This window comes from Pseudomonas frederiksbergensis (assembly GCF_001874645.1).
GTDB classification, from domain to species: Bacteria; Pseudomonadota; Gammaproteobacteria; order Pseudomonadales; family Pseudomonadaceae; genus Aquipseudomonas; species Aquipseudomonas frederiksbergensis_B.
On sequence record NZ_CP017886.1, the window covers coordinates 1,569,743 to 1,588,551 of the forward strand.

The window sequence follows — 18,809 nt, forward strand, 5'->3', positions numbered from 1 at the left end:
GCTTTAAAGGCTGAAAACACAAAACCCCGACCAGTCACCTGATCGGGGTTTTGTTTTAAACGCGTAAAACTTAGTGCGAAACGCGGCTGGTGCCACCGACGGTGGAGATGCGCACACGCTCGCCCACACGGAACACTTCGTTCGGCTGAACTTCCTGAACGTAGGCGCGCATGCTGCCGTCGTCTTCGCGAACGGTGATTTCCACGCCTTGGGTGCGGGTCACGCCTTCTTCGATAGCAGAACCCGCCAGGCCGCCGGCTACTGCGCCGATTACCGCAGCGACAATGCTGCCTCTGCCACCGCCAATGGCACTACCGCCGACGCCACCCACGACCGCACCGGCTGCGCCGCCGATCGGGGTTTTGGTGCCTTCGATTTTCACCGGACGCAGGGACTCGATGGTACCCATGCGGATCGTCTGCACCCGACGTGCTTCGTCACGGGAGTAGGAGTCACCGGTCAGGCTCGATTGGCAACCGGTGAGCAACATCGCCATCGTAGAAAAAGAAGCAACCAGCAAAACAGACTTACGCATAGCATCAACTCCAAAGGACAGGTATTCATTAAACTCCGCAGCTTGACGCCTGTCACGGCACCGCCCGGATAAAATTGGTTTCATTCAGGTGCAGTACAGTCGCACTTGAGAACTCAGCACACAGTAGCGCCAAATTCCAGAATCTGCGCCATTGCACCAAGGATTTTCATGGATTACTTCATCATTGTCGTCACCACCGTTGCCGGACTGTACTTCCACTGGTGGCTGTATGTACGGATCAAACGCTGGATGGACCGTGATCTGGCGCTGGCACTTGCCGGCAATGACGAGCAGAAAAAGGCGTTCATGCTGCAACAACTGGCCAGTGCCCGGCAGCAGAAAGTCAAACGTCGGGACCTGCCACAGTGGCTGGAGGCGGCCGCAGCCACCTACCCCACTGTGTAACCGGTTTAGGGCGCCAGGCGCTCGCGACTCCAGCGGGCGCCTTGCAGGCGATAATTCAGACGATCATGCAAACGGCTCGCACGACCTTGCCAGAACTCGATGCGTTCTGGCAGCAAACGATAGCCGCCCCAGTGTTCCGGACAATCCGGCTGGCTATCGCTAAAACGCTGTTCGGTGGCTTTGATCAATCCTTCCAACTCGGTACGATCGGCAATCACCCGACTCTGCGGTGACGCCCAGGCCCCCAGGCGACTGCCCAGCGGCCGTACCTGGAAATAGGCATCGGATTCCTGCGGCGTGACCTTCACCACCCGCCCCTCGATACGCACCTGGCGCTCCAGGGTCGGCCAGAAGAAGGTCATGGCAGCAAACGGATTGGCCGCCAGCTGCTGACCCTTGGCACTGTCGTAGTTGGTGAAGAAGGTAAAGCCCTGATCATCAAGCCCCTTGAGCAACAGGATCCGGCAATGCGGGCGACCGTCCTGATCAACAGTGGCCACAGTCATGGCATTCGCCTCGACCGGAGGTTGTTCAGTATTCACCGCCTCGGCGAACCACTGATGGAACAGTGCGAATGGCTCGGCCGGGGCCTGAGCCTCGGTCAAACCATCACGAGTGTAATCACGACGCATATCAGCCAGAGTCCGGGGCATGGCGTTTTCCTTGTACTTGATCAGTCAGTTCCTGGCCTGGTTACTGGCCGCTGGTGCTTTTTGCCGCCGTATCCGCTTTGTCTGCAGCTGGCTTCTTGGCCGGCTGTTTTTTGACCGGAGCTTTCTTCGCCGGAGCCTTTTTCGAGGCAGCGCCTTTCTTCTTCGAAGTCGCTTTTTTCTCGGCCACGGCTGGCGCTGCTGGCTTAGCGGTCTGCACTGCAAGCATTTCCACCGGTGGTGGGGTCGGCTGGCTGTACTTGTTCAGCAATGCCAGCATGGTGGTGCGCTGGGTCAGCATGATTTCCACGCGACGGTTCAAGGCGCGGCCCTGGGTGCTGTCATTGGCAGCGCGCGGCATGAGGGCACCCATACCACGCAGCATCAGACGATCACGCTTCAAACCACTGAGACTGAAGATCGACGCAACGGAAGTCGCACGGTCCTTGCTCAACTGTTGAGCCTCGGAAGCGGTGCCCGTCGTGTCGCCGTGGCCGAGTACCAGGATGGAAGCCTGGGTGTCAGTCTCAACCAGCTTGGCGATCTTGGTGAACTGACCCAGGGACGACGGCAGCAACATGGCTGGACGTTTCGCGTTGAAAGAGTCATCCACTGGCACTACGACCACCAGCACGCTCTCGCGACGTTCCACCTGCAAATGGCTGTCCTGGACCGCAGCCCGCAAGCGTGGCTCGTAGCTGTCCAGCCAAGCCTGGGTGATTTTCGGATCAGGCATTGGCACGTCTTTGATATCGGCCTTGGTTATGGCCTTTGGCTGGTCGCCGAACGGCCACCACCATTTGCTTTCGCTATCGGCTTTGGCCGCTGCAGCAGCTGCGGTGGTTGGAACGGCTGCCGGGGTGGCTGGCGCAGCAGCACTTGCGGTCGCTTTGGCCTTGGCGGCGGCAGCAGCTTCAGCCGCCTTGGCGTCCGGTTTCACGTCCGGTGCGGCAGGCGCTTTGTCCGCAACCTTGTCCGAACCGGAACCGAATGACCACCAGTGCCCCCCGTCTGCATCATTTTGTGGAGTTTGCGCGCAACCGGTAATGCTGAGACACAGTGCCAAGGCTAGAGATTTGTTCGGTGACATGGGGATATCCACAAAATGAGATAGAAAGCTGTGGGTCGCTACGACCCGTATAAACAGACGCTTTAAAACTATAGAAGCCACAGGATTCCGCCCTGTGACCATTGGGCAAGTTTTTTTCCAAAAAATGCCTTACAGCCACCCTTTACAGACAAGCGGCCAAAACCCGCACAAGCTGCTGCGCACGCGGGTCCATCAGCACATACGGCCCAAGGGTATTGGTCACAAAACCGAAGGCCACATCATGTTCCGGGTCAGCGAAACCGATGGAGCCACCAGCACCCGGATGACCAAACGCTCGAGGGCCGAGGCCGAAAGTCGCGTTGGGTACATCCGGTTGATCGAGCATACAACCCAGACCGAAACGGGTCCGGGTCAGTAAAGTCTTGTCTTCGCCCAGGCTGTGCTCACGCGTCAGTTCCTGGAGCATCTCGCTTTCAAGCAGGCTGCCATCGAGCAGACCGCTGTAGAACCCGGCCAGGCTGCGAGCATTGCCGTGGCCATTCGCCGCCGGTTGTTGCATACGACGCCATTCGGGCTTGTTAGTACTGGTCATGATCGATGGCGGATTGGTGAAAGCGCGCGTGGTCATGGCCGTCGGCTCACGCATCGTCACTTGCAGCAAGCGCTGCGCCGCCGCATCGCCGACATTGCCCTTACCACGCGCGATGTGCGCCACGCGATGAAACTCTTCATCCTTCAGGCCGACATGAAAATCCAGACCCAGCGGTCGTGCAACACGCGCCACGATCGACTCGCCCGGACCACGGCCATCGGCGCGGCGCAGCAATTCCCCGACCAGCCAGCCATAAGTGATCGCCGCATAGCCATGGCCTTCACCGGGTGTCCACCAAGGGGCTTCGGCGGCTAGCGCGTCGACCATGGTTTGCCAGTTATAGAGGGCTTCAGGCGGCAGCAACTCGCGCAATGCCGGCAGACCGGCCTGATGGCAGAGCAACTGGCGCAGTGTGACCGCGTCCTTGCCGGCCGCGGCGAACTCCGACCAGTACCGGGCGACCGGCGCATCGAGCTGTAACTTGCCTTCGGCGACCAGTTGCAGGGCAGTCACCGCGGTAAAGGTCTTGGTGCAGGAGAACAGGTTGGCAATGGTGTCGCTGTGCCAAGCCTCGCGACCGTCCTTGTCGGCGGTACCGGCCCAGAGGTCGACGACGGTTTCACCGCCGATTTGAATGCACAGTGCCGCGCCGCGTTCCTGGGGATCGTCGAAGAGAGCAGCGAAAGCCTCACGCACCGCTTCAAATTTAAGCTCGTAATGACCCTGAATCAGCACCCGTAATTCTCCGAAAAAACGTTTCGACACAATGGCCTGCATTGTTCCAGCCCTTGAGGGATTTGGGAACAGGGGGCAGGTTCGGTGGTTGGCGTTATCGTTGATCGATCAAAAGATCGCAGCCTGCGGCAGCGCCTACAGAGGCTGCGGCTTTAATGACCATTGCCGGAATGCCCACCCGCATGGCCTTCGCCCTGCCCTGCACCTTTGCTGTCGTGGCCTTTTTTCCCGCCAGCGTCGTCATGACTGGCACTGTCGGCTTTATCGGCCGCAGCCTTGGCCTTCTCGGCTTCTTTGCCGAGCTGATCGACGGCCTGCAAGTTGGCCTTGCGCACACTCTCGACAAAGCTTTGAAACGGCAGGTCAGTGATCCCGACCAGACCGAAATGGCCGTTTTCACCGTCCAGCAGACGGCCGGTCACCGGTTGATCGAGGTACTGGAACCAATGCACGCCGACAATCGACGGCTCACTCACCGCTTGCTTGACAAAATTGGCGTAGGCCGGCCCTCGGTCCTCTTCCTTCGCCAGCTCCGTCACACCGCCCCAAAACGGACCACGATCACGCGAGCCGAAGTTGAATTCGGTGATCAGCACCGGTTTGTCCAACGCCTGTAGCTTGGCGAAGTCATAACCGTCCTGTGGTTTAAGTGTGTACATGTTGAAGCTCAGGACGTCGCAATACTGCGCGCAGGACTCGACAGCCTCAGGTGTGCTGATGGCAAACCGACCACCCAGCAGCAGGTGGTTGGGAGCGTGCCATTTCAGCGAGTCGGCAATGGTCTTGAAATAGGTGTCGGCGAAGACTTTCTGGAAAAATTTGAAGTCGGCTTCGATTTCCGGGTGTTCCGGACTCGGCAGCGGCGGCACGAAACCCGGGTCTTCCATCAATTCCCAGGCCGGCAGGTCGATGCCCCAGGCTTTCGACAGGCCCGCCTGGTTACGGTACTTGTCGCGCAGTTGCTTGAGAAACGCCCGTTTGGCCGGCACATCGGTGGTCATTTTCAAGGTGCCGTACGCCAAGGCGTAACGGGCTTTCGGGTCATCGCCGGGACCGGCCCAGGCCAGTTCGTTATCGGCGAAGTAACCGATCAGCCATGGATCATCACGGTGATCGCGTGCAGCAATGGCCACGGCACGCTCGGTGGCCATGGCGAAACGCGGGTCGAACGGATCCGGCATGCCGCCCCACCAATCAGTGCCGGTGCTGATGCTGGCGTAATCGCCGACGATGGACAACGGCAAGGTGTACGGCACACGGTCATTCAGGCCCAGTGCCGGAGCGCTCCAGTCGCCGACAGTGTTGAATCCCCAGGCTTGCAGACGGTCGAGGGTATGACGGGTCCAGCGCTTTTCGTCGAAAGCATGCGCATTGCACGGTGCGGCGGCGTCTGCCTTGGCTTCATCAGCCCTGGTTTCACTCACGACCGCACACGGCTGGCCATAAGTGCGCTGCAGGTTGGCACCGTAGAAGTCATACCAGCGACCGGCATTGAACCCACGCCCCTGATCGGCGCCATTACCGCTGCGGTTGTCACCGTCACCGTAATGGCTGGCCAATGGCTCGTCGTTAGCGGGCAACGACTCGAACATGGCTTCCCGCCCGCCGACGTAGGTCTGGCTGGTATCGGCGGTGACCGTATTGACCCCCAGGGAATAGAACGGGTGACCTTGCGGTGTCACCAGATACCAGCGGCCATCACGTTTTTCAGTACGAAAGAAGCCGCTGGCCTTGAACGCCGGGCCTTTGTTCCAGCCACCGAACGTGTCCAGGGAGGAGAGCTCGCGCTCGGCCAGCCAGGTTTTCAGTTGCTGTTGTTCTTTATTCGCCGCGGCTTTGAGCTGCTCGTCGCTGGCGACTTTTTCCGGCCATTTCGCTCGTGTGGACTGACCATAAGCGTCCACTAACGAGCCGTAGGCGGCTTTGACCACCGCCTCACCGTCCTGCACACCAAAGCGCTCAAGCATGATGCTCTGGGCGACTTTTGGCTGATCCATCGACAGCGTCACCGACACCACCTGGCTGCGATCCAGTTCACCCGCGCTGCTGGCCAGCAATACGCGCTGGCCTTCGACAGTGATCGGCATCGGCGGCCCGGCTTTCATGCCCTGGCTCAGTGGCGAACTCGGTGTCAGCGGTACCAGTAAGGTTTGCGCAGGCCCGGCCGGCAGATCGATGCGGCTGACCAGGGTCTTGCCGTCGTTACTCTGGATTTTCACGTAGAGCGTCATGGCCCAGTTCATCGCGCTCTGGATACGCAGGCTCATGACGCCAGACTGCGACCAGTCCCAGGCGCCAGTTTGCGGAGTCAGGCGCAGATTCGGTTGAGCCGCCGGGTTGAAGGTCACCCGGCGCAGCACTTCACCTTCGGCCGTTTGCTCCGCATTGGACTGCGGCAGGCTGGCGTCCTGAGTCGCCACCTGGACCACATCGGCGGGCCGGACAAAGTTGAACAGCGTCTGTTGTCCGGCCGGAGCCGCCAGCAGTGGCGCAGCGAACATCAGTGCAAAAACAGCGGGTAACGAACGGCGAATCATATGAACCAGGTTCTCCCTAACGACCAGTGAACGGCCTGCGTGGAATCGATGACGGGGGATAGACAACGAAGTGGGCGATTTCGCCCACCGTGTCTTAAGATATTTCGCGGCGAAACGGCGGTAGCGCGTTGAGGATCGCTTTGCCGTAGCGCTGCGTGACCAGACGCCGGTCAAGCAAGGTGATGGTGCCGCGGTCTTCTTCGGTGCGCAGCAGACGCCCGCAAGCCTGAACCAGCTTGAGCGAGGCGTCGGGCACCGAGATTTCCATGAACGGATTACCCCCTCGGGCTTCGATCCATTCGGCCAGTGCGGCTTCGACCGGATCGTCCGGGACCGAGAACGGGATCTTGGCAATCACCACGTGCTCGCAGTAAGCGCCCGGCAAGTCGACGCCCTCGGCGAAACTCGCCAGGCCGAACAGCACACTGGAATCGCCGCCATCGACCCGCGCCTTGTGCTTGTTCAGGGTTTCCTGCTTCGACAGGTTGCCTTGAATGAACACTTGCTTGCGCCAGTCGCGGTCCAGGCCGTCGAACACGTCCTGCATCTGTTTGCGCGAAGAGAACAGCACCAGCGTGCCGCGCGAGCCTTCGACCAGCTCCGGCAGATCACGAATGATCGCTGCGGTGTGGGCTGCCGCGTCCCGCGGGTCGGCGCGCAGGTCCGGCACCCGCAGCACGCCTGCGTCGGCATGATGGAACGGGCTCGGCACCACCGCCGTCACGGCTTTTTTCGGCAGACCGGCGCGCATGCGGAAACGATCGAAGGTGCCGAGTGCGGTCAAGGTGGCCGAGGTCACCAGCGCACCGTAAGCCACATTCCACAGGTTACGTCGGAGCATTTCCGCCGCCAGGATCGGGCTGGCGTTGACCTCGATGTCGAACAGCGAACCACTTTCGGCCAAGGTCAGCCAGCGCGCCATCGGCGGGTTGTCTTCCGGGTCTTCGGCGGTGAATGCCGTCCACAGCTCCCAGTTGCCCTGAGAACGGGACAGCAAACTGCCGAACAGCGGATACCATTCTTCGGCCTGATTGCTGGCGATGCCAATGTTGACCTCGCCATCCATGCCTTCCTTGAGCAGTTCGGTGAGCCGGGTAAATACGTCGGTCAGGCGTGAAAAGCCTTTCTTCAGTTCGATGCCCATCTCGCGCATATGTTCGGGAATCACCCCGCCGACGAAACGATGACGCGGCCGTTCGCGGCCCTCGACGTCTTCGCCGGGTTTGAAATCGGCGACCTGTTCGCAGGCGGTGAACATGAACTGCTGTTGGGTCTTGATTTCGCGGGCCAGCTCCGGCACTTGCTCGATCAACTTGCCCAGATCGCCCGGCAACGGGTGCTGGGCCAGCAATTTAGTGAGGTTCTTGGCGGTCGCTTCCAGCCAGTCGGCGGTGGAGCGCAGACGCGTGTAATGGGCGAAGTGGCCGATCGCCTTGTCTGGCAAGTGGTGACCTTCGTCGAACACGTAAATCGTATCGCGCGGGTCGGGCAGGACGGCGCCGCCGCCCAATGCCAGGTCGGCCAGGACCATGTCGTGGTTGGTGACAATCACGTCAACCTTGCCCATGCCTTCGCGGGCCTTGTAGAAGGCGCACTGACCGAAGTTGGGGCAATGCCGGTTGGTGCACTGGCTGTGATCGGTGGTCAGACGTGCCCAGTCCGCATCTTCAAGGGCCGTGGACCAACTGTCGCGATCGCCGTCCCACTTATTGCCGGCAAGCTTTTCGATCATGCTGGTAAACAGCTTCTGACTGGCCTCATCGACTTCGATCTTGAAGCCTTCTTCTTCGAACAGCTGTGCGGTAGCGGTTTGTGCGTGGCCTTCCTGCAACAACATGTCGAGCTTGGACAGGCACATGTAGCGGCCACGGCCCTTGGCCAGCGCAAAACTGAAGTTCAGCCCGCTGTTGCGCATCAGGTCCGGCAGGTCCTTGTAGACAATCTGTTCTTGCAGGGCGACGGTCGCAGTGGCGATCACCAGGCGTTTACCGGCGGCCTTCGCGGTCGGAATCGCTGCCAGGCTGTAGGCCACGGTTTTACCGGTACCGGTGCCGGCTTCCACCGCGACAATCGCGGGGTCGCCACTGCGCCGGCCTTCGTCGTCGGTGTCGATGTCACCGAGGACCTTGGCAATTTCGGCGATCATCAGGCGCTGGCCGTAACGCGGCTTGAGGCTCTTGGCTTCGAGAAAACGCGAGTAGGCGCCCTGGATCGTGGTTTTGAGTTCAGTGCTGATCATGGATTGTCGGGCGCAAAAAACGCTGGATAAATTTTCAGTGGTTCGGATCGGCCGCTATCATACCCCGCTAATTAATCCCGCGCAGAACGGAGTACCTCAATGACACCTTTCGCACTCATATATACCCTGCATGTACTGGCGGCCCTGATCTGGGTCGGCGGGATGTTTTTCGCCTGGATGGTCCTGCGCCCCGCCGCCATGAAGGCACTTGAAGGGCCTGCGCGGCTGAAGCTCTGGGTAGAAGTGTTTCAGCGTTTTTTTGTCTGGGTGTGGGTCGCCGTGGTGATCTTGCCGATCAGTGGCGTCGGGCTGATTCATCTGCGCTTCAGCGGCTTTGAAACCGCACCGCGTTACGTGCAGATCATGATGGGGTTGTATCTGGTGATGACCGCGCTGTTTATCCGCATTCAGGCGCTGAATCTACCGGAGTTGCGTAAAGCGGTGCTGGCCGAGGATTGGCCGACGGGGGCGGCGACTTTGGGCAAGATTCGGCGTCTGGTGGGGATCAATTTGTTACTGGGATTGTTGCTGGTGGCGGTGGCTTCGGCTCGGCCGATGCTCTGATTCCCCTTCCCACGGCCCTGCGCCACTAGCGTCCGGGGAAAACTGAAGGCGCTTTCCTGCTTGAACAATGCGCGACATGGCTATGAGGTGCTGCGAGAGGTTTGTACGCGAAAAAAAACCCAGTGAATTGACGATCGCTGGGGTTTTCCTTTGGGCGGATCGGGCCGGCGTTGCCGGGTATCGGCGCGAAAGCTTCAGTGTCTGGCATTGGGTGTGCTTGGTGCCTATTGCCATTCGGGCAGGTCGAGGTATGGCCTCAAGCGTCTTTAAAACCCGGCAAACCATTGGCTGCACGCCAAGCCTTGACCGTTTGGGTGATGCCCTCCGCGGAATCATCCGCGCCGTCCTCCGGGTAAAAGATCAAATCAGAGCCTGCCGGGTGCTCACATATGGTGTTGAAATGATGCACAAGCTTGTTCTCTTCCTCTTCACTTGTATCGTTCCCAATGATGCGCTGAAGCAGCCCGACGAACTCTTCTTCTGTGTAATCTGAAACACTATTTTTCAAAGTCATTGTCTGTCTTCCCTGTGAATCTCGACGTGTCGTTTCGGCGTCACTACTGCGAGGTTGTCCACATCATAAACCGCACCGCCATGCTGAATATTTTCGATGTGATGGATTTCATAGCGAGCATTTTCCCCATTGTGTTCGGGTCTTTGGGCAAATGGCGCTTTGCCGCTCAAGAGCTTGCCTTGGTTGGTTGGCTTGAACTGGCTGAGTAGTTCAGAATCATTGCCCACTGCAATCCAAAATGCCTTCCTGAATGCGTCAAAACTACTGAAACTTTTGCCCCTCAACTGTTCGGCAATCCGTGTCGGAATGGGGGCACCGAGACCCGTCCCAGCCCCTGCCAGCCAGATACCTGTTACGTCCTGCCCCTGCCCTGTCACTACGCCTGGGTCAAGGCGAACATTCATCACGATATACAGCGGCTGGACACCGGAATCAGCCGGGAACACAAGGATAAAATCCTTGTATTCAGGCGGGTAGATCGGATTGATGATGATGTTATCCGCTTGTTCGGTCGGCGGATAAATCCAGATTTGCGGGGCTTGTGGTGCGCCTTCTAATGGGGGAATCCCCGAAGTGCTGGATGGGTCAACCGCTGGTGTCCATATCAGGGTTACCCCATCACCGAAATCGGCCACTTGCTGAGAGCCTTTTGCCTGGAACTGCACAACCGGAATCATTTCCCAATCGCGGCGCTTCTGGGTGTTGTAACCGTACCCCTTCAAGGTGCCATCGGCTTGTTGCTCGATATACAAGCGAACACGCGTTCGGCCTTCCTTGAGCGACTTGAGCTGCTCGTCAGTGTACAGGCTGCTGTCGCCGAGGCTTGACGGCCAGAGCAGCGCAACCACACCAGCCAAGGCACCGGCTGCAACACCTGCCGTGAATACGCCTGCTCCAGTCCCCGCGCCGGTTGCAGCAGTCCCTGTACCCACCCCGGAAACAGCTGCTCCAGCGGTGCAAAGGCCGCCACAGGAAGCACCGGAAGTGGCAACAGCCGATCCGCCCAGCAAGATGGTTCCCAGTGCAGCAGGTAAGGCGCTACCACTGATTTTCTTCAGCTCGATGTTGCCCGCAGCATCCGTTTCACGACCACCGAGCAAGGCGAACTCGCCATACTCTTTGATCGCATCGGTGGGAATGGCTCCGGAGGGACTGACGTAGTTGATGGTGCCATCAGGCAGCTTGCAGGGTTTAGTAAATGAACACCCGGCAGCGACCCGTTCTTGCTTTTGAGAAGGTTTAACCAGCTGATCTTCATACGCCTGCTGTCTGGCCAGCATATCGGCATAAGGTTTTTGTTCAGCCTCACGCGTGGCGATTTCGGCCGCTGTCATGTCGCGCAGGTAACGGCCTCCAACGCCGGAGCCACCACCGCCACTATAAGATTGCCAAACCTGAGGTAAGTCCTTGTTTCTGGCCATATCACTTTCCTTGTTTAAGACGACAAGGATAACGGCGGTGAAAATGCTCTCAAATGCTGGCTGATAGCCAGTCCAAAAGAAGGCTTCGCATAATGGACGTTATGGCTAAATTCTCGCCGGGGCTTCGCGATTTTCCCGGAAGCGGAATCTATCCCTTTGGACCGCGAGTACCATAACGTCGTGTGTGTCTCACCACCCACTCCCTACATCACCTTGCGTCGCAACCTACACCTGCGCCAGAATCCGCCGGCTTGTGCGCTTTGGCCCTGGCTCCTATTGTTTCCGTGTCACTGCTCATCAGTGATCGGGTTTAGTCGCTCGCGGTTCTCCAAGGCGTATCACGCAACAATCAGTCAGGCATTCCCTATCCCTGCACTTGATGGTGGCTGTGCGCAGGGCGCTTCGGCGCGCCGGATTTCCTTGGGTCCCCGGTCGACTAACCTGCGTACAGCCGCCACCCTTTGTTTAGTCGCGAAGCGGTGGCAGCTCCAACCTTAAGGACCCGTAACCATGTTCAAAGCCACTCCCAATCCCCCTGATACCGAAAGCACCTCCCCCTACGCCTCTCTCGATTCGAAAGAACTCCACGCCGCCGCGCACCGTGCGCTTGATCATTACCTGGTACTGCCTGAAACCAAGGCACTGTTAGCCGACCGACGTCCCGGCTGCATTTTCGTCATTGCCCCCGACGTCGACAGCGAAACCCTGCTGGCCCATGCCTGCGAGACGCTCGCCTCGGCCAATGTCATGGCCAGCGATCTGGCGTTTGAGCTTGAAGGTCCCAAGCGCAATACCGCGCTGGCGATTCAGCAGATGATTTCTCTGGCCGAGTTGGCGGTGAATCGCGCACTGGATCACCTCGATCCACCGGACTCGCCGCAGTAGTGAGCCAAGGCGTTGATCGTTCCCACGCTCACGCATCACTAGTGCCCGGGAAAAACTGAAGAAGGGGGAGCTTGCTCCCCCTTGCCGTGCATGCCACTGAACGATCAGCGCAGTGTGTGAGAACGATTACTTACAACCGTTGCACCGTCACGGCACCTGCCGCGCCGGCAGGACCTGGCTGACCTTGCGCCCCCGCACGACCGCTTTTGCCGCCGTCGGTACGGTAGACGAAGCAACCTTTGGCCTTGCCGCCCGCGCCCGGTTTGCCGCCGGCACCCGCCACGCCGCCGGCGCCACCGTCGACCAACACCTTGATCTGCCGGGCCGGATAATCACGTGGTAATTCCACACGCACCTGCGCGCCCGGCGCCCCGGCATGACCATCGCCTCCATTATCGCCATCCGCCCCATGCCCGGCCTGGCCCCACGTGCAACCCGGTTCCTGACCGTTGCCGCCATCGAGCCCCTCGTAACCCGGCGCACCGGCACCGCCGCGGGCATCCACCGACAACTCGGGAGCGTTCAGCGAGGCAATCCGCAGATTCAGGTTGCGCCCGGCGCGGGCGGCCTTGAGGTAGGTACCCGGCGCACCTCGCGAGGTGATCTGACTGCCACTGGCAAGCTGCGCACGGCTGATATTCAGTTGCAGCCCCTGTTCGCTGGGGACAATGGCGATCCGCGCCTCACGGCCCAGACGCAACTCGCCAACGCTCAGCTCGGTCACGTTCGAGGGGATCAGCAGCGTGCCATTATCGGCGACTTCCAGGCGCTCCAGCTGCAAGGTGCTGGCGGTATTGGGCAAACGCAGCAGCGAGTTGGTCTCGACCGTAACCACTTGAGCCATCGCCATTGGGCTGATCAAGGCGGCGAGCAGGCAGAGCTTACGCATGACGAACCTCCCCGGCGGCAGGAGCTGCAAGGGTTTGCACATGGAAAATACCGACAACGAGGATCTGCAAGCGATCACGCCACGGATGAGCCCGCTCTTTAAGATTACGGTTATAGAGCACCAGCTCCACAACATGGGTCATCAGCAACAGGCTACCGGCCAGATTGATCATAAGATGAAACGGACTGTTCAACGGGCTGATCTGATTCACCAGCAGCACCAGCCAGAACAACAGGGTCAAACCCTTCCCCAAGCCCCAAAGCACCTTCATATACGCCCCCGCAGATCATTATTCTTTGCGCGCACAGTACCGACTTCCACAACGGATAAGCCAGAGGCCAACGAAAATTCTTCTGAACGGGCGGTTTAGAGCGTCGCAACTGTCGATCAGCGACCCATCAGCCGTTCAACCCAACGGCTTTGCGCCCCGTATTTACGGCAGCTCCCGCCATTGCCTGCAAACCGGCTCTAGGCCCCGAAGCCGGGGCAGGCTAGTCTTCGCACATCTGATTGAGGATCTTCGATGACCGCAGGTATTTCTTCGCGCACGCCCCAGCAAGCGCTCGCCGCCTTGCTCGACCGTTATGCGCCACAACGTCTGTTGCTGATCGGCGCCAGCGACTTCCCCGCGCTCGAAGCGTTCAAGCTCGCGCACCCGGATGCCTGTGTCGCTCACGTCGCCCCCGGCCCTCTGCCACCTGCGCTTGCTGCACAACGCTTCGACCTGGTACTGGCGCTTGACTGCCTTGAGCATCTGCCCAAACGCGATGGCTTGAACCTGCTCGGCGGGATTCGCAATCTCAACGCCAACCGCATCGCAGTGCTTGCGGACCTGAAAGCCTGCGATTGGCAAGAAACCGACTTCTTTTCCCTGGCACTGCAGGCCAGCGAACGCTTCCAGCGTGACGAACAGGTCCTTACGCTGTTTACCTACGATCTGCTTGACTACAAACAAGTGCCTGACTGGCTCAATTCACGGTTCTGGGCCAATCCGGAAAACTTCGGAAAATACTGGTGGTAACACGATGAGTACATCCATTTGCCCGTGCGGCAGTGGCACCCCGCTGGATGCCTGCTGCGGCCACTACCACGCCGGCCACCCCGCGCCTTGCGCGGAAGCCTTGATGCGCTCGCGCTACAGCGCCTATGTGCTGGGCCTTATCGACTATCTGCTGGCCACCACCCTGCCCGCCCAACAGGCTGGCCTGGATCGCCAGTCAATCAGCGACTGGAGCGCACAAAGCACCTGGCTTGGCCTTGAAGTGGAAAGCTCTGAGGTATTCGGCGGCCAGCCCGAACATGCATTCGTCACCTTCACCGCACGCTGGCACGACAGCACCGGCGAGCACAGCCACCGCGAACGTTCATCCTTTGTGCAAAACGCCGGTCGCTGGTACTTCATCGACCCGACTGTGCAGCTCAAGGCCGGACGCAATGATGCATGTCCCTGTGCCAGCGGGCAGAAATTCAAGAAATGCTGCGCGAGTTATTTCACTGCGTGAGGTGGGCCCTAAAAGATCGCAGCCTGCGGCAGCTCAGGGTGTACGCTGCCGCAGGCTGCGATCTTTGGGGGCCAGGAGAAACACCACCATGACCAGTCAGCGACGTGCCTTACAAACCCTCACCCTGCTAATGGTCCTGAGCCTCGGCGGCTGTGCATCCTGGTTCGCTGACGACACCCTCGACCCGCAAGTTCACCTGCTCAAAGTCGAAGTGGTGCGCGCCAAACTCCTTGAGCAGAAATTCATGCTGTATTTTCGCGTCGACAACCCCAACGACTCCAACCTTACGGTTCGCGGCCTGGTGTACCGGATTCACTTGAACGAGTTCCTGCTGGCCGAAGGCGAGTCCAGCGAATGGTTCACCGTCGACCCAAAAAGCAGCAGCTATTTCGAGGTGCCGATTCGTACCAACCTCTGGCAGCACCTGCGCGAGGTGGTGAAATTGCTGAAGAAACCCGACCAGCCGATCCCCTATCGCCTGGAGGGTGAGTTGAAAACCGGATTATTCATCGGCAATGACGTGCACCAGGCCCGTTATGGCGAGATAATTCCCGGCGATTTTATTCCGGAGTAACCTCGATGACCCAGCAACCCCATGTCCATGGACCTGACTGCAACCACGATCATGACCATCACGACCATCACGACCACCATGATCACGACCATGGCCATGTCCACGGCCCGAACTGCGGCCACGCTCACCAGGAGCCGGTGCGCAACGCGTTGAAAGACGTTGGCCGCAACGACCCTTGCCCATGCGGCAACGGCAAGAAGTTCAAGAAGTGCCACGGCGCTTGATTCTCTAGCCGAACGCATCCCCTGTAGGAACGCCGCCCGGCCGCTCCTACAGGATCTCTGTGATTCGGATCACCGTTGCGTATTCCCCGTGCAGATTGCCCAGCGACATGGCATGCACCTCCTGCGCCGAATGCTTCTTGCCGAAGAAGTCGACCTTGTCGAAGGTGTAGCAGGCGTCTTCCACGACCCAGGTTTCAAACCCCAGATTGCCCGCCGTACGCGCCGTGGACTCGACCGAGTTGTGGGTCGCCACGCCGACAATGATCAGTTGCTCGATTCCCGCCTCACGCAGACTCGCCGCAAGCGTCGTCCCACTGAACGCATCCGGCACCTGCTTCTGGATCACACGCTCGCCCAATAGCGGCTCGAACCTTTCCTGAAACTCGACACCCGACTGCTGCGGCCAGAACACTGATTCCGGTGAGCGGGACAAGTGCTGCACATGAATCACCGGCCGCGCCATGCGCCGCCATTCGCTCAGCAACTGCGCCATGTACTCCTCGGCGTCGGGGTTATTACGTGGTCCGAGCTTGGGGTGGTGAATGCCTTTTTGTTGATCAATGAGGATCAACGCTGCGTTGGTGTGTAGCTCCATGGCAAATCTTCTCCTGTACGAGTCATCGAAATCCTGACACTTGAGCACCACCTTTTCCGATAGGCAAGTCGTGGAACGCTTACCACCTGCGTCAAATCCTGTGATTTATCGGACAAACCTTGAAATAAGATCGCCCTCCGCTTGCGCGGCCCCCTGCCGCTCACTAACGTAGCGCCACTAATCGGTACTACCCCCGCAGGAGCTTTGCCATGGCCTCGCCAGCCCTTACATCTTTTCTTCCCCGGTTCGGCGTTGCCGCAGCAGTGGCCAGTGTGCTCAGCCTCACCGGTTGCCAGACCTGGAATGCCCAGGACAGCCTGCCACCCACTTCCGGCGTGCAGCCGCTCAAAGGGCTGGCGCAGAACGTATCAGTGCGCCGCAATGCCATGGGCATGCCGCTGATCGAAAGCAACACCTTCCACGATGCGCTGTTCACCCTCGGTTACGTACACGCCAGTGATCGCATCAGCCAGATGGTTACCATGCGCCTGCTGGCCCAGGGTCGCTTATCGGAAATGTCCGGCGCGGAAATGCTGGACGCTGACCGCTACATGCGCGCAGTCAACCTGAAGAAAAGTGCCGACGAACTCTACAAAGCGTCCTCACCGCGCCTGCAACGCTTCTTCGAAGTCTATGCCCGCGGGGTCAACGCCTACCTGTTCCGTTATCGCGACAAGCTGCCGTCGGACCTGGCCGCCACTGGCTACAAGCCGGAATACTGGAAACCGGAAGATTCGGCGCTGATTTTCTGCCTGCTGAACTTCAGCCAGTCAGCCAATCTGCCGCAAGAAATCGCCTCGCTGGTGATGGCGCAAACCGTCACTACAGACAAACTCGCGTGGCTGTCGCCGTCCTATCCGGATGAAAAACTGCCGCTCGCCGAAGCTGAAAAGCTTAAAGGCGTGAAGCTCAACGGTACGATCCCGGGCCTGAGCGAACTCAGCAAAGCCGGCGAACAGCTGTCCGCGCTGAATCTGCTCGGCGCCACGGCGTCGAACAACTGGGCAATTGCCCCGCAACGCAGCCGCAGCGGCAAAAGCCTGCTGGCCAGCGACAGCCAATTCCCGATTGGCGTGCCGTCGCTGTGGAGCTACGTGCAAATTCGTGCGCCGAAGTACCAGGCTGCCGGGGTTTCCATCGCCGGTATTCCTATGGTCCTCGCCGGTTTCAACGGCAAGGTGGCGTGGAGCATGACTGCGGTCATGGGCGATAACCAGGACCTGTTCCTCGAGAAGCTCAAGCGTCAGGGCAATGGCCTTGCCTACGAAGTCGCAGGCAAATGGCAGCCAGCAACCGTTCGCAACGAAACCTACTTCGTCAAAGGCCAGCGGCCGATTCGCGAAGTCGTGTACGAAACCCGCCACGGACCACTGCTCAACAGCGCCCAAGGCAGTGCACTGGGCAATGGTTTCGGTCTGGCATTGCAGATGCCGAACTTTACGGACGACAAGAGCCTGGACGCTTTCTTCGACCTGTCCCGGGCGCAGAGCGCAGAGAAAGCCTCAGACGCCAGCCGTGAGATCCGCGCTATCGCGTTGAACATGGTATTCGCCGACGCCAGCCACATCGGCTGGCAAGTCACCGGGCGTTTCCCGAACCGCCGCGAAGGTGAAGGCTTGCTGCCGTCGCCAGGCTGGGAAGGTCGTTACGACTGGGACGGCTATGCCGACCCGATGCTTCACCCTTACGACCAGGACCCGGCCCAGGGCTGGATCGGCACCGCCAACCAGCGGGTCATCCCCCACGGTTACGGCATGCAGCTGTCCAATTCCTGGGCCGCCCCTGAGCGTGGCGAGCGTATCGCCGAGCTGGCGGGTGCCAGCAAGCATGACAGCCGCAGCATGATTGCCATGCAGTACGACCAGACCACGCTGTTCGCCGCCAAGCTGAAAAAGATGTTTGAAGCCCCCGGCATGTCGCAGCCGCTTAAACAGGCAATCAACGCCCTGCCCGCTGCTGAAGCCGACAAAGCGCGCGAGGCGTTCAGCCGCTTGATGGCGTTCGACGGCAAGCTCAGCCCGACCTCGACCGACGCAGCGATCTACGAGTTGTTCCTGCAAGAAAGCATGAAGCAAATCTTCCTCGACGAACTCGGCCCGGAGTCCAGCCCGACGTGGAAGGCCTTCGTCGCCAACGGCAAATTGTCCTATTCGGCCCAGGCCGACCATTTGCTGGGCCGCGAAGACAGCCCGTTCTGGGATGACATCCGCACGCCGCAAAAAGAAGACAAACCGACCATTCTCGCCCGCAGCCTGGCCGCGGCCATCACGGCTGGCGAGAGCCAGATGGGCGCCGACCACAAAGCCTGGCAGTGGGGCAAACTGCACCACTACGAATGGAAAAACACCCGCGGCCAGACCGTACGCAGTGCCCTGTCTGCCGGAGGTGACCACTCCACGTTGAACGCTGCCGCCTACACTTGGGGACAGGATTTCAACGTGACACTGGTGCCGACGATGCGTTTCATTGTCGACTTCGGCCAGGCCGAACCGCTAATGGGCCAGAACGGTACCGGCCAATCCGGAAACCCGGCCAGCCCGAATTATATCGACAGCATCGACCCGTGGCTCAAAGGCCAATACATGAGCTTGCCGATGCAACCGCAGAACTTCGACAAGGCGTATGGCAAAACGCGGCTGACCCTGGTGCCGGGTAAGTAATGCGTTGGGGATCTGTGGCAAGGGCGCTTGCTTCCTTGCGATGAATCGCTCTACTTTGGTGCGACAAATTGTTCGTGCCCGTTTTCGGGCACGATTTCTCTCCAGACGCTCTTGAATCAACTTTTAAAACGCTTGTTCGGGACTCTGGTTCGGAAATTGCTACTTTCATAAGGTCTTACGCTTTCCAGTAACAATAATTCCGCGCCACAAGCGCTCATCTTGGTTCTTAGGGATTGA

Annotated in this window: 19 protein-coding genes; 8 read left to right on the top strand and 11 right to left on the bottom strand. The window is 59.5% G+C overall.

Translation table 11 applies throughout. From position 1 onward, the window contains the following. Positions 1-70: 70 nt before the first annotated feature. Positions 71-535, bottom strand: a complete 465-nt coding sequence (locus BLL42_RS07850) for an outer membrane lipoprotein (RefSeq protein WP_071551542.1) — start codon at positions 533-535, stop codon at positions 71-73. A gap of 168 nt (positions 536-703) precedes the next feature. Here BLL42_RS07850 and BLL42_RS07855 point away from each other — a divergent pair, with 168 nt between their 5' ends. Further along, complete coding sequence (locus BLL42_RS07855; protein WP_071551543.1) at positions 704-940, top strand: hypothetical protein; 237 nt, start codon at positions 704-706, stop codon at positions 938-940. 5 nt (positions 941-945) lie between these two features. Here BLL42_RS07855 and pdxH read toward each other — a convergent pair whose 3' ends face one another. The 5 genes from pdxH to dinG all read right to left on the bottom strand — a co-directional run bounded on the left by pdxH (position 946) and on the right by dinG (position 8,744). Further along, positions 946-1,593, bottom strand: a complete 648-nt coding sequence (pdxH, locus tag BLL42_RS07860) for a pyridoxamine 5'-phosphate oxidase (protein WP_071551544.1) — start codon at positions 1,591-1,593, stop codon at positions 946-948. Positions 1,594-1,633: 40 nt separating this feature from the next. Beyond that, entirely contained in the window at positions 1,634-2,680 is a 1,047-nt protein-coding gene (locus BLL42_RS07865; protein ID WP_071551545.1) for an OmpA family protein, read from the bottom strand. Positions 2,681-2,822: 142 nt separating this feature from the next. After that, positions 2,823-3,968, bottom strand: coding sequence for a serine hydrolase domain-containing protein (locus BLL42_RS07870; protein ID WP_071555717.1), 1,146 nt, complete (start codon positions 3,966-3,968; stop codon positions 2,823-2,825). 152 nt (positions 3,969-4,120) lie between these two features. Further along, complete coding sequence (locus BLL42_RS07875; protein ID WP_071551546.1) at positions 4,121-6,505, bottom strand: beta-galactosidase; 2,385 nt, start codon at positions 6,503-6,505, stop codon at positions 4,121-4,123. A 94-nt stretch (positions 6,506-6,599) separates the two neighbouring features. Further along, positions 6,600-8,744, bottom strand: coding sequence for an ATP-dependent DNA helicase DinG (gene dinG / locus BLL42_RS07880; RefSeq protein WP_071551547.1), 2,145 nt, complete (start codon positions 8,742-8,744; stop codon positions 6,600-6,602). A gap of 99 nt (positions 8,745-8,843) precedes the next feature. Between dinG and BLL42_RS07885 the strand changes: the two genes are divergently transcribed. After that, positions 8,844-9,308 (top strand): CopD family protein, encoded by a 465-nt coding sequence (locus BLL42_RS07885; protein ID WP_071551548.1) that lies wholly within the window; start codon positions 8,844-8,846, stop codon positions 9,306-9,308. Positions 9,309-9,564: 256 nt separating this feature from the next. Here BLL42_RS07885 and BLL42_RS07890 read toward each other — a convergent pair whose 3' ends face one another. Further along, positions 9,565-9,822 (bottom strand): bacteriocin immunity protein, encoded by a 258-nt coding sequence (locus tag BLL42_RS07890; RefSeq protein ID WP_071551549.1) that lies wholly within the window; start codon positions 9,820-9,822, stop codon positions 9,565-9,567. Continuing rightward, positions 9,819-11,243: a pyocin-S2/colicin E7-DNase domain-containing protein gene (locus BLL42_RS07895; protein WP_071551550.1), complete on the bottom strand. Its 1,425-nt coding sequence runs from the start codon at positions 11,241-11,243 to the stop codon at positions 9,819-9,821. Before BLL42_RS07895 ends, BLL42_RS07890 begins: the two co-directional genes overlap by 4 nt. A gap of 510 nt (positions 11,244-11,753) precedes the next feature. Here BLL42_RS07895 and BLL42_RS07900 point away from each other — a divergent pair. Beyond that, the gene (locus tag BLL42_RS07900) at positions 11,754-12,128 is read left to right on the top strand and encodes a DUF6124 family protein (RefSeq protein ID WP_071551551.1); all 375 of its coding nucleotides are present in this window, start codon (positions 11,754-11,756) and stop codon (positions 12,126-12,128) included. A gap of 130 nt (positions 12,129-12,258) precedes the next feature. Here the strand turns inward: BLL42_RS07900 and BLL42_RS07905 are convergent, their stop codons facing one another. After that, positions 12,259-13,017: a collagen-like triple helix repeat-containing protein gene (locus BLL42_RS07905; protein ID WP_071551552.1), complete on the bottom strand. Its 759-nt coding sequence runs from the start codon at positions 13,015-13,017 to the stop codon at positions 12,259-12,261. Continuing rightward, positions 13,010-13,288 (bottom strand): DUF1145 domain-containing protein, encoded by a 279-nt coding sequence (locus tag BLL42_RS07910; protein ID WP_071551553.1) that lies wholly within the window; start codon positions 13,286-13,288, stop codon positions 13,010-13,012. Before BLL42_RS07910 ends, BLL42_RS07905 begins: the two co-directional genes overlap by 8 nt. Positions 13,289-13,540: 252 nt before the next feature. Between BLL42_RS07910 and BLL42_RS07915 the strand changes: the two genes are divergently transcribed. The 4 genes from BLL42_RS07915 to BLL42_RS07930 all read left to right on the top strand — a co-directional run bounded on the left by BLL42_RS07915 (position 13,541) and on the right by BLL42_RS07930 (position 15,317). Continuing rightward, positions 13,541-14,038, top strand: a complete 498-nt coding sequence (locus tag BLL42_RS07915) for a DUF6231 family protein (protein WP_071551554.1) — start codon at positions 13,541-13,543, stop codon at positions 14,036-14,038. A 4-nt stretch (positions 14,039-14,042) separates the two neighbouring features. After that, the gene (locus BLL42_RS07920; RefSeq protein WP_071551555.1) at positions 14,043-14,519 is read left to right on the top strand and encodes a YchJ family protein; all 477 of its coding nucleotides are present in this window, start codon (positions 14,043-14,045) and stop codon (positions 14,517-14,519) included. 88 nt (positions 14,520-14,607) lie between these two features. Continuing rightward, entirely contained in the window at positions 14,608-15,093 is a 486-nt protein-coding gene (locus BLL42_RS07925; RefSeq protein WP_071551556.1) for an LEA/WHy family protein, read from the top strand. A 5-nt stretch (positions 15,094-15,098) separates the two neighbouring features. Then, the gene (locus BLL42_RS07930) at positions 15,099-15,317 is read left to right on the top strand and encodes an SEC-C metal-binding domain-containing protein (protein WP_046046248.1); all 219 of its coding nucleotides are present in this window, start codon (positions 15,099-15,101) and stop codon (positions 15,315-15,317) included. 46 nt (positions 15,318-15,363) lie between these two features. Here the strand turns inward: BLL42_RS07930 and BLL42_RS07935 are convergent, their stop codons facing one another. Further along, positions 15,364-15,912, bottom strand: a complete 549-nt coding sequence (locus BLL42_RS07935) for a cysteine hydrolase family protein (protein WP_071551557.1) — start codon at positions 15,910-15,912, stop codon at positions 15,364-15,366. 209 nt (positions 15,913-16,121) lie between these two features. Here BLL42_RS07935 and BLL42_RS07940 point away from each other — a divergent pair, with 209 nt between their 5' ends. Further along, positions 16,122-18,572, top strand: coding sequence for a penicillin acylase family protein (locus BLL42_RS07940; RefSeq protein ID WP_071551558.1), 2,451 nt, complete (start codon positions 16,122-16,124; stop codon positions 18,570-18,572). The last annotated feature ends 237 nt before the right edge of the window (positions 18,573-18,809 follow it).

Bases quoted from the DNA above. Each gene is read 5' to 3' on its own strand.
- BLL42_RS07940 (WP_071551558.1), top strand. From the start codon at position 16,122: ATGGCCTCGCCAGCCCTTACATCTTTTCTTCCCCGGTTCGGCGTTGCC.
- BLL42_RS07885 (WP_071551548.1), top strand. From the start codon at position 8,844: ATGACACCTTTCGCACTCATATATACCCTGCATGTACTGGCGGCCCTG.
- BLL42_RS07915 (WP_071551554.1), top strand. From the start codon at position 13,541: ATGACCGCAGGTATTTCTTCGCGCACGCCCCAGCAAGCGCTCGCCGCC.
- BLL42_RS07925 (WP_071551556.1), top strand. From the start codon at position 14,608: ATGACCAGTCAGCGACGTGCCTTACAAACCCTCACCCTGCTAATGGTC.
- BLL42_RS07905 (WP_071551552.1), bottom strand. From the start codon at position 13,017: ATGCGTAAGCTCTGCCTGCTCGCCGCCTTGATCAGCCCAATGGCGATG.
- BLL42_RS07910 (WP_071551553.1), bottom strand. From the start codon at position 13,288: ATGAAGGTGCTTTGGGGCTTGGGGAAGGGTTTGACCCTGTTGTTCTGG.
- BLL42_RS07875 (WP_071551546.1), bottom strand. From the start codon at position 6,505: ATGATTCGCCGTTCGTTACCCGCTGTTTTTGCACTGATGTTCGCTGCG.
- BLL42_RS07890 (WP_071551549.1), bottom strand. From the start codon at position 9,822: ATGACTTTGAAAAATAGTGTTTCAGATTACACAGAAGAAGAGTTCGTC.
- dinG (WP_071551547.1), bottom strand. From the start codon at position 8,744: ATGATCAGCACTGAACTCAAAACCACGATCCAGGGCGCCTACTCGCGT.
- BLL42_RS07935 (WP_071551557.1), bottom strand. From the start codon at position 15,912: ATGGAGCTACACACCAACGCAGCGTTGATCCTCATTGATCAACAAAAA.
- BLL42_RS07850 (WP_071551542.1), bottom strand. From the start codon at position 535: ATGCGTAAGTCTGTTTTGCTGGTTGCTTCTTTTTCTACGATGGCGATG.
- BLL42_RS07895 (WP_071551550.1), bottom strand. From the start codon at position 11,243: ATGGCCAGAAACAAGGACTTACCTCAGGTTTGGCAATCTTATAGTGGC.
- BLL42_RS07900 (WP_071551551.1), top strand. From the start codon at position 11,754: ATGTTCAAAGCCACTCCCAATCCCCCTGATACCGAAAGCACCTCCCCC.
- BLL42_RS07865 (WP_071551545.1), bottom strand. From the start codon at position 2,680: ATGTCACCGAACAAATCTCTAGCCTTGGCACTGTGTCTCAGCATTACC.
- BLL42_RS07920 (WP_071551555.1), top strand. From the start codon at position 14,043: ATGAGTACATCCATTTGCCCGTGCGGCAGTGGCACCCCGCTGGATGCC.
- pdxH (WP_071551544.1), bottom strand. From the start codon at position 1,593: ATGCCCCGGACTCTGGCTGATATGCGTCGTGATTACACTCGTGATGGT.
- BLL42_RS07930 (WP_046046248.1), top strand. From the start codon at position 15,099: ATGACCCAGCAACCCCATGTCCATGGACCTGACTGCAACCACGATCAT.
- BLL42_RS07855 (WP_071551543.1), top strand. From the start codon at position 704: ATGGATTACTTCATCATTGTCGTCACCACCGTTGCCGGACTGTACTTC.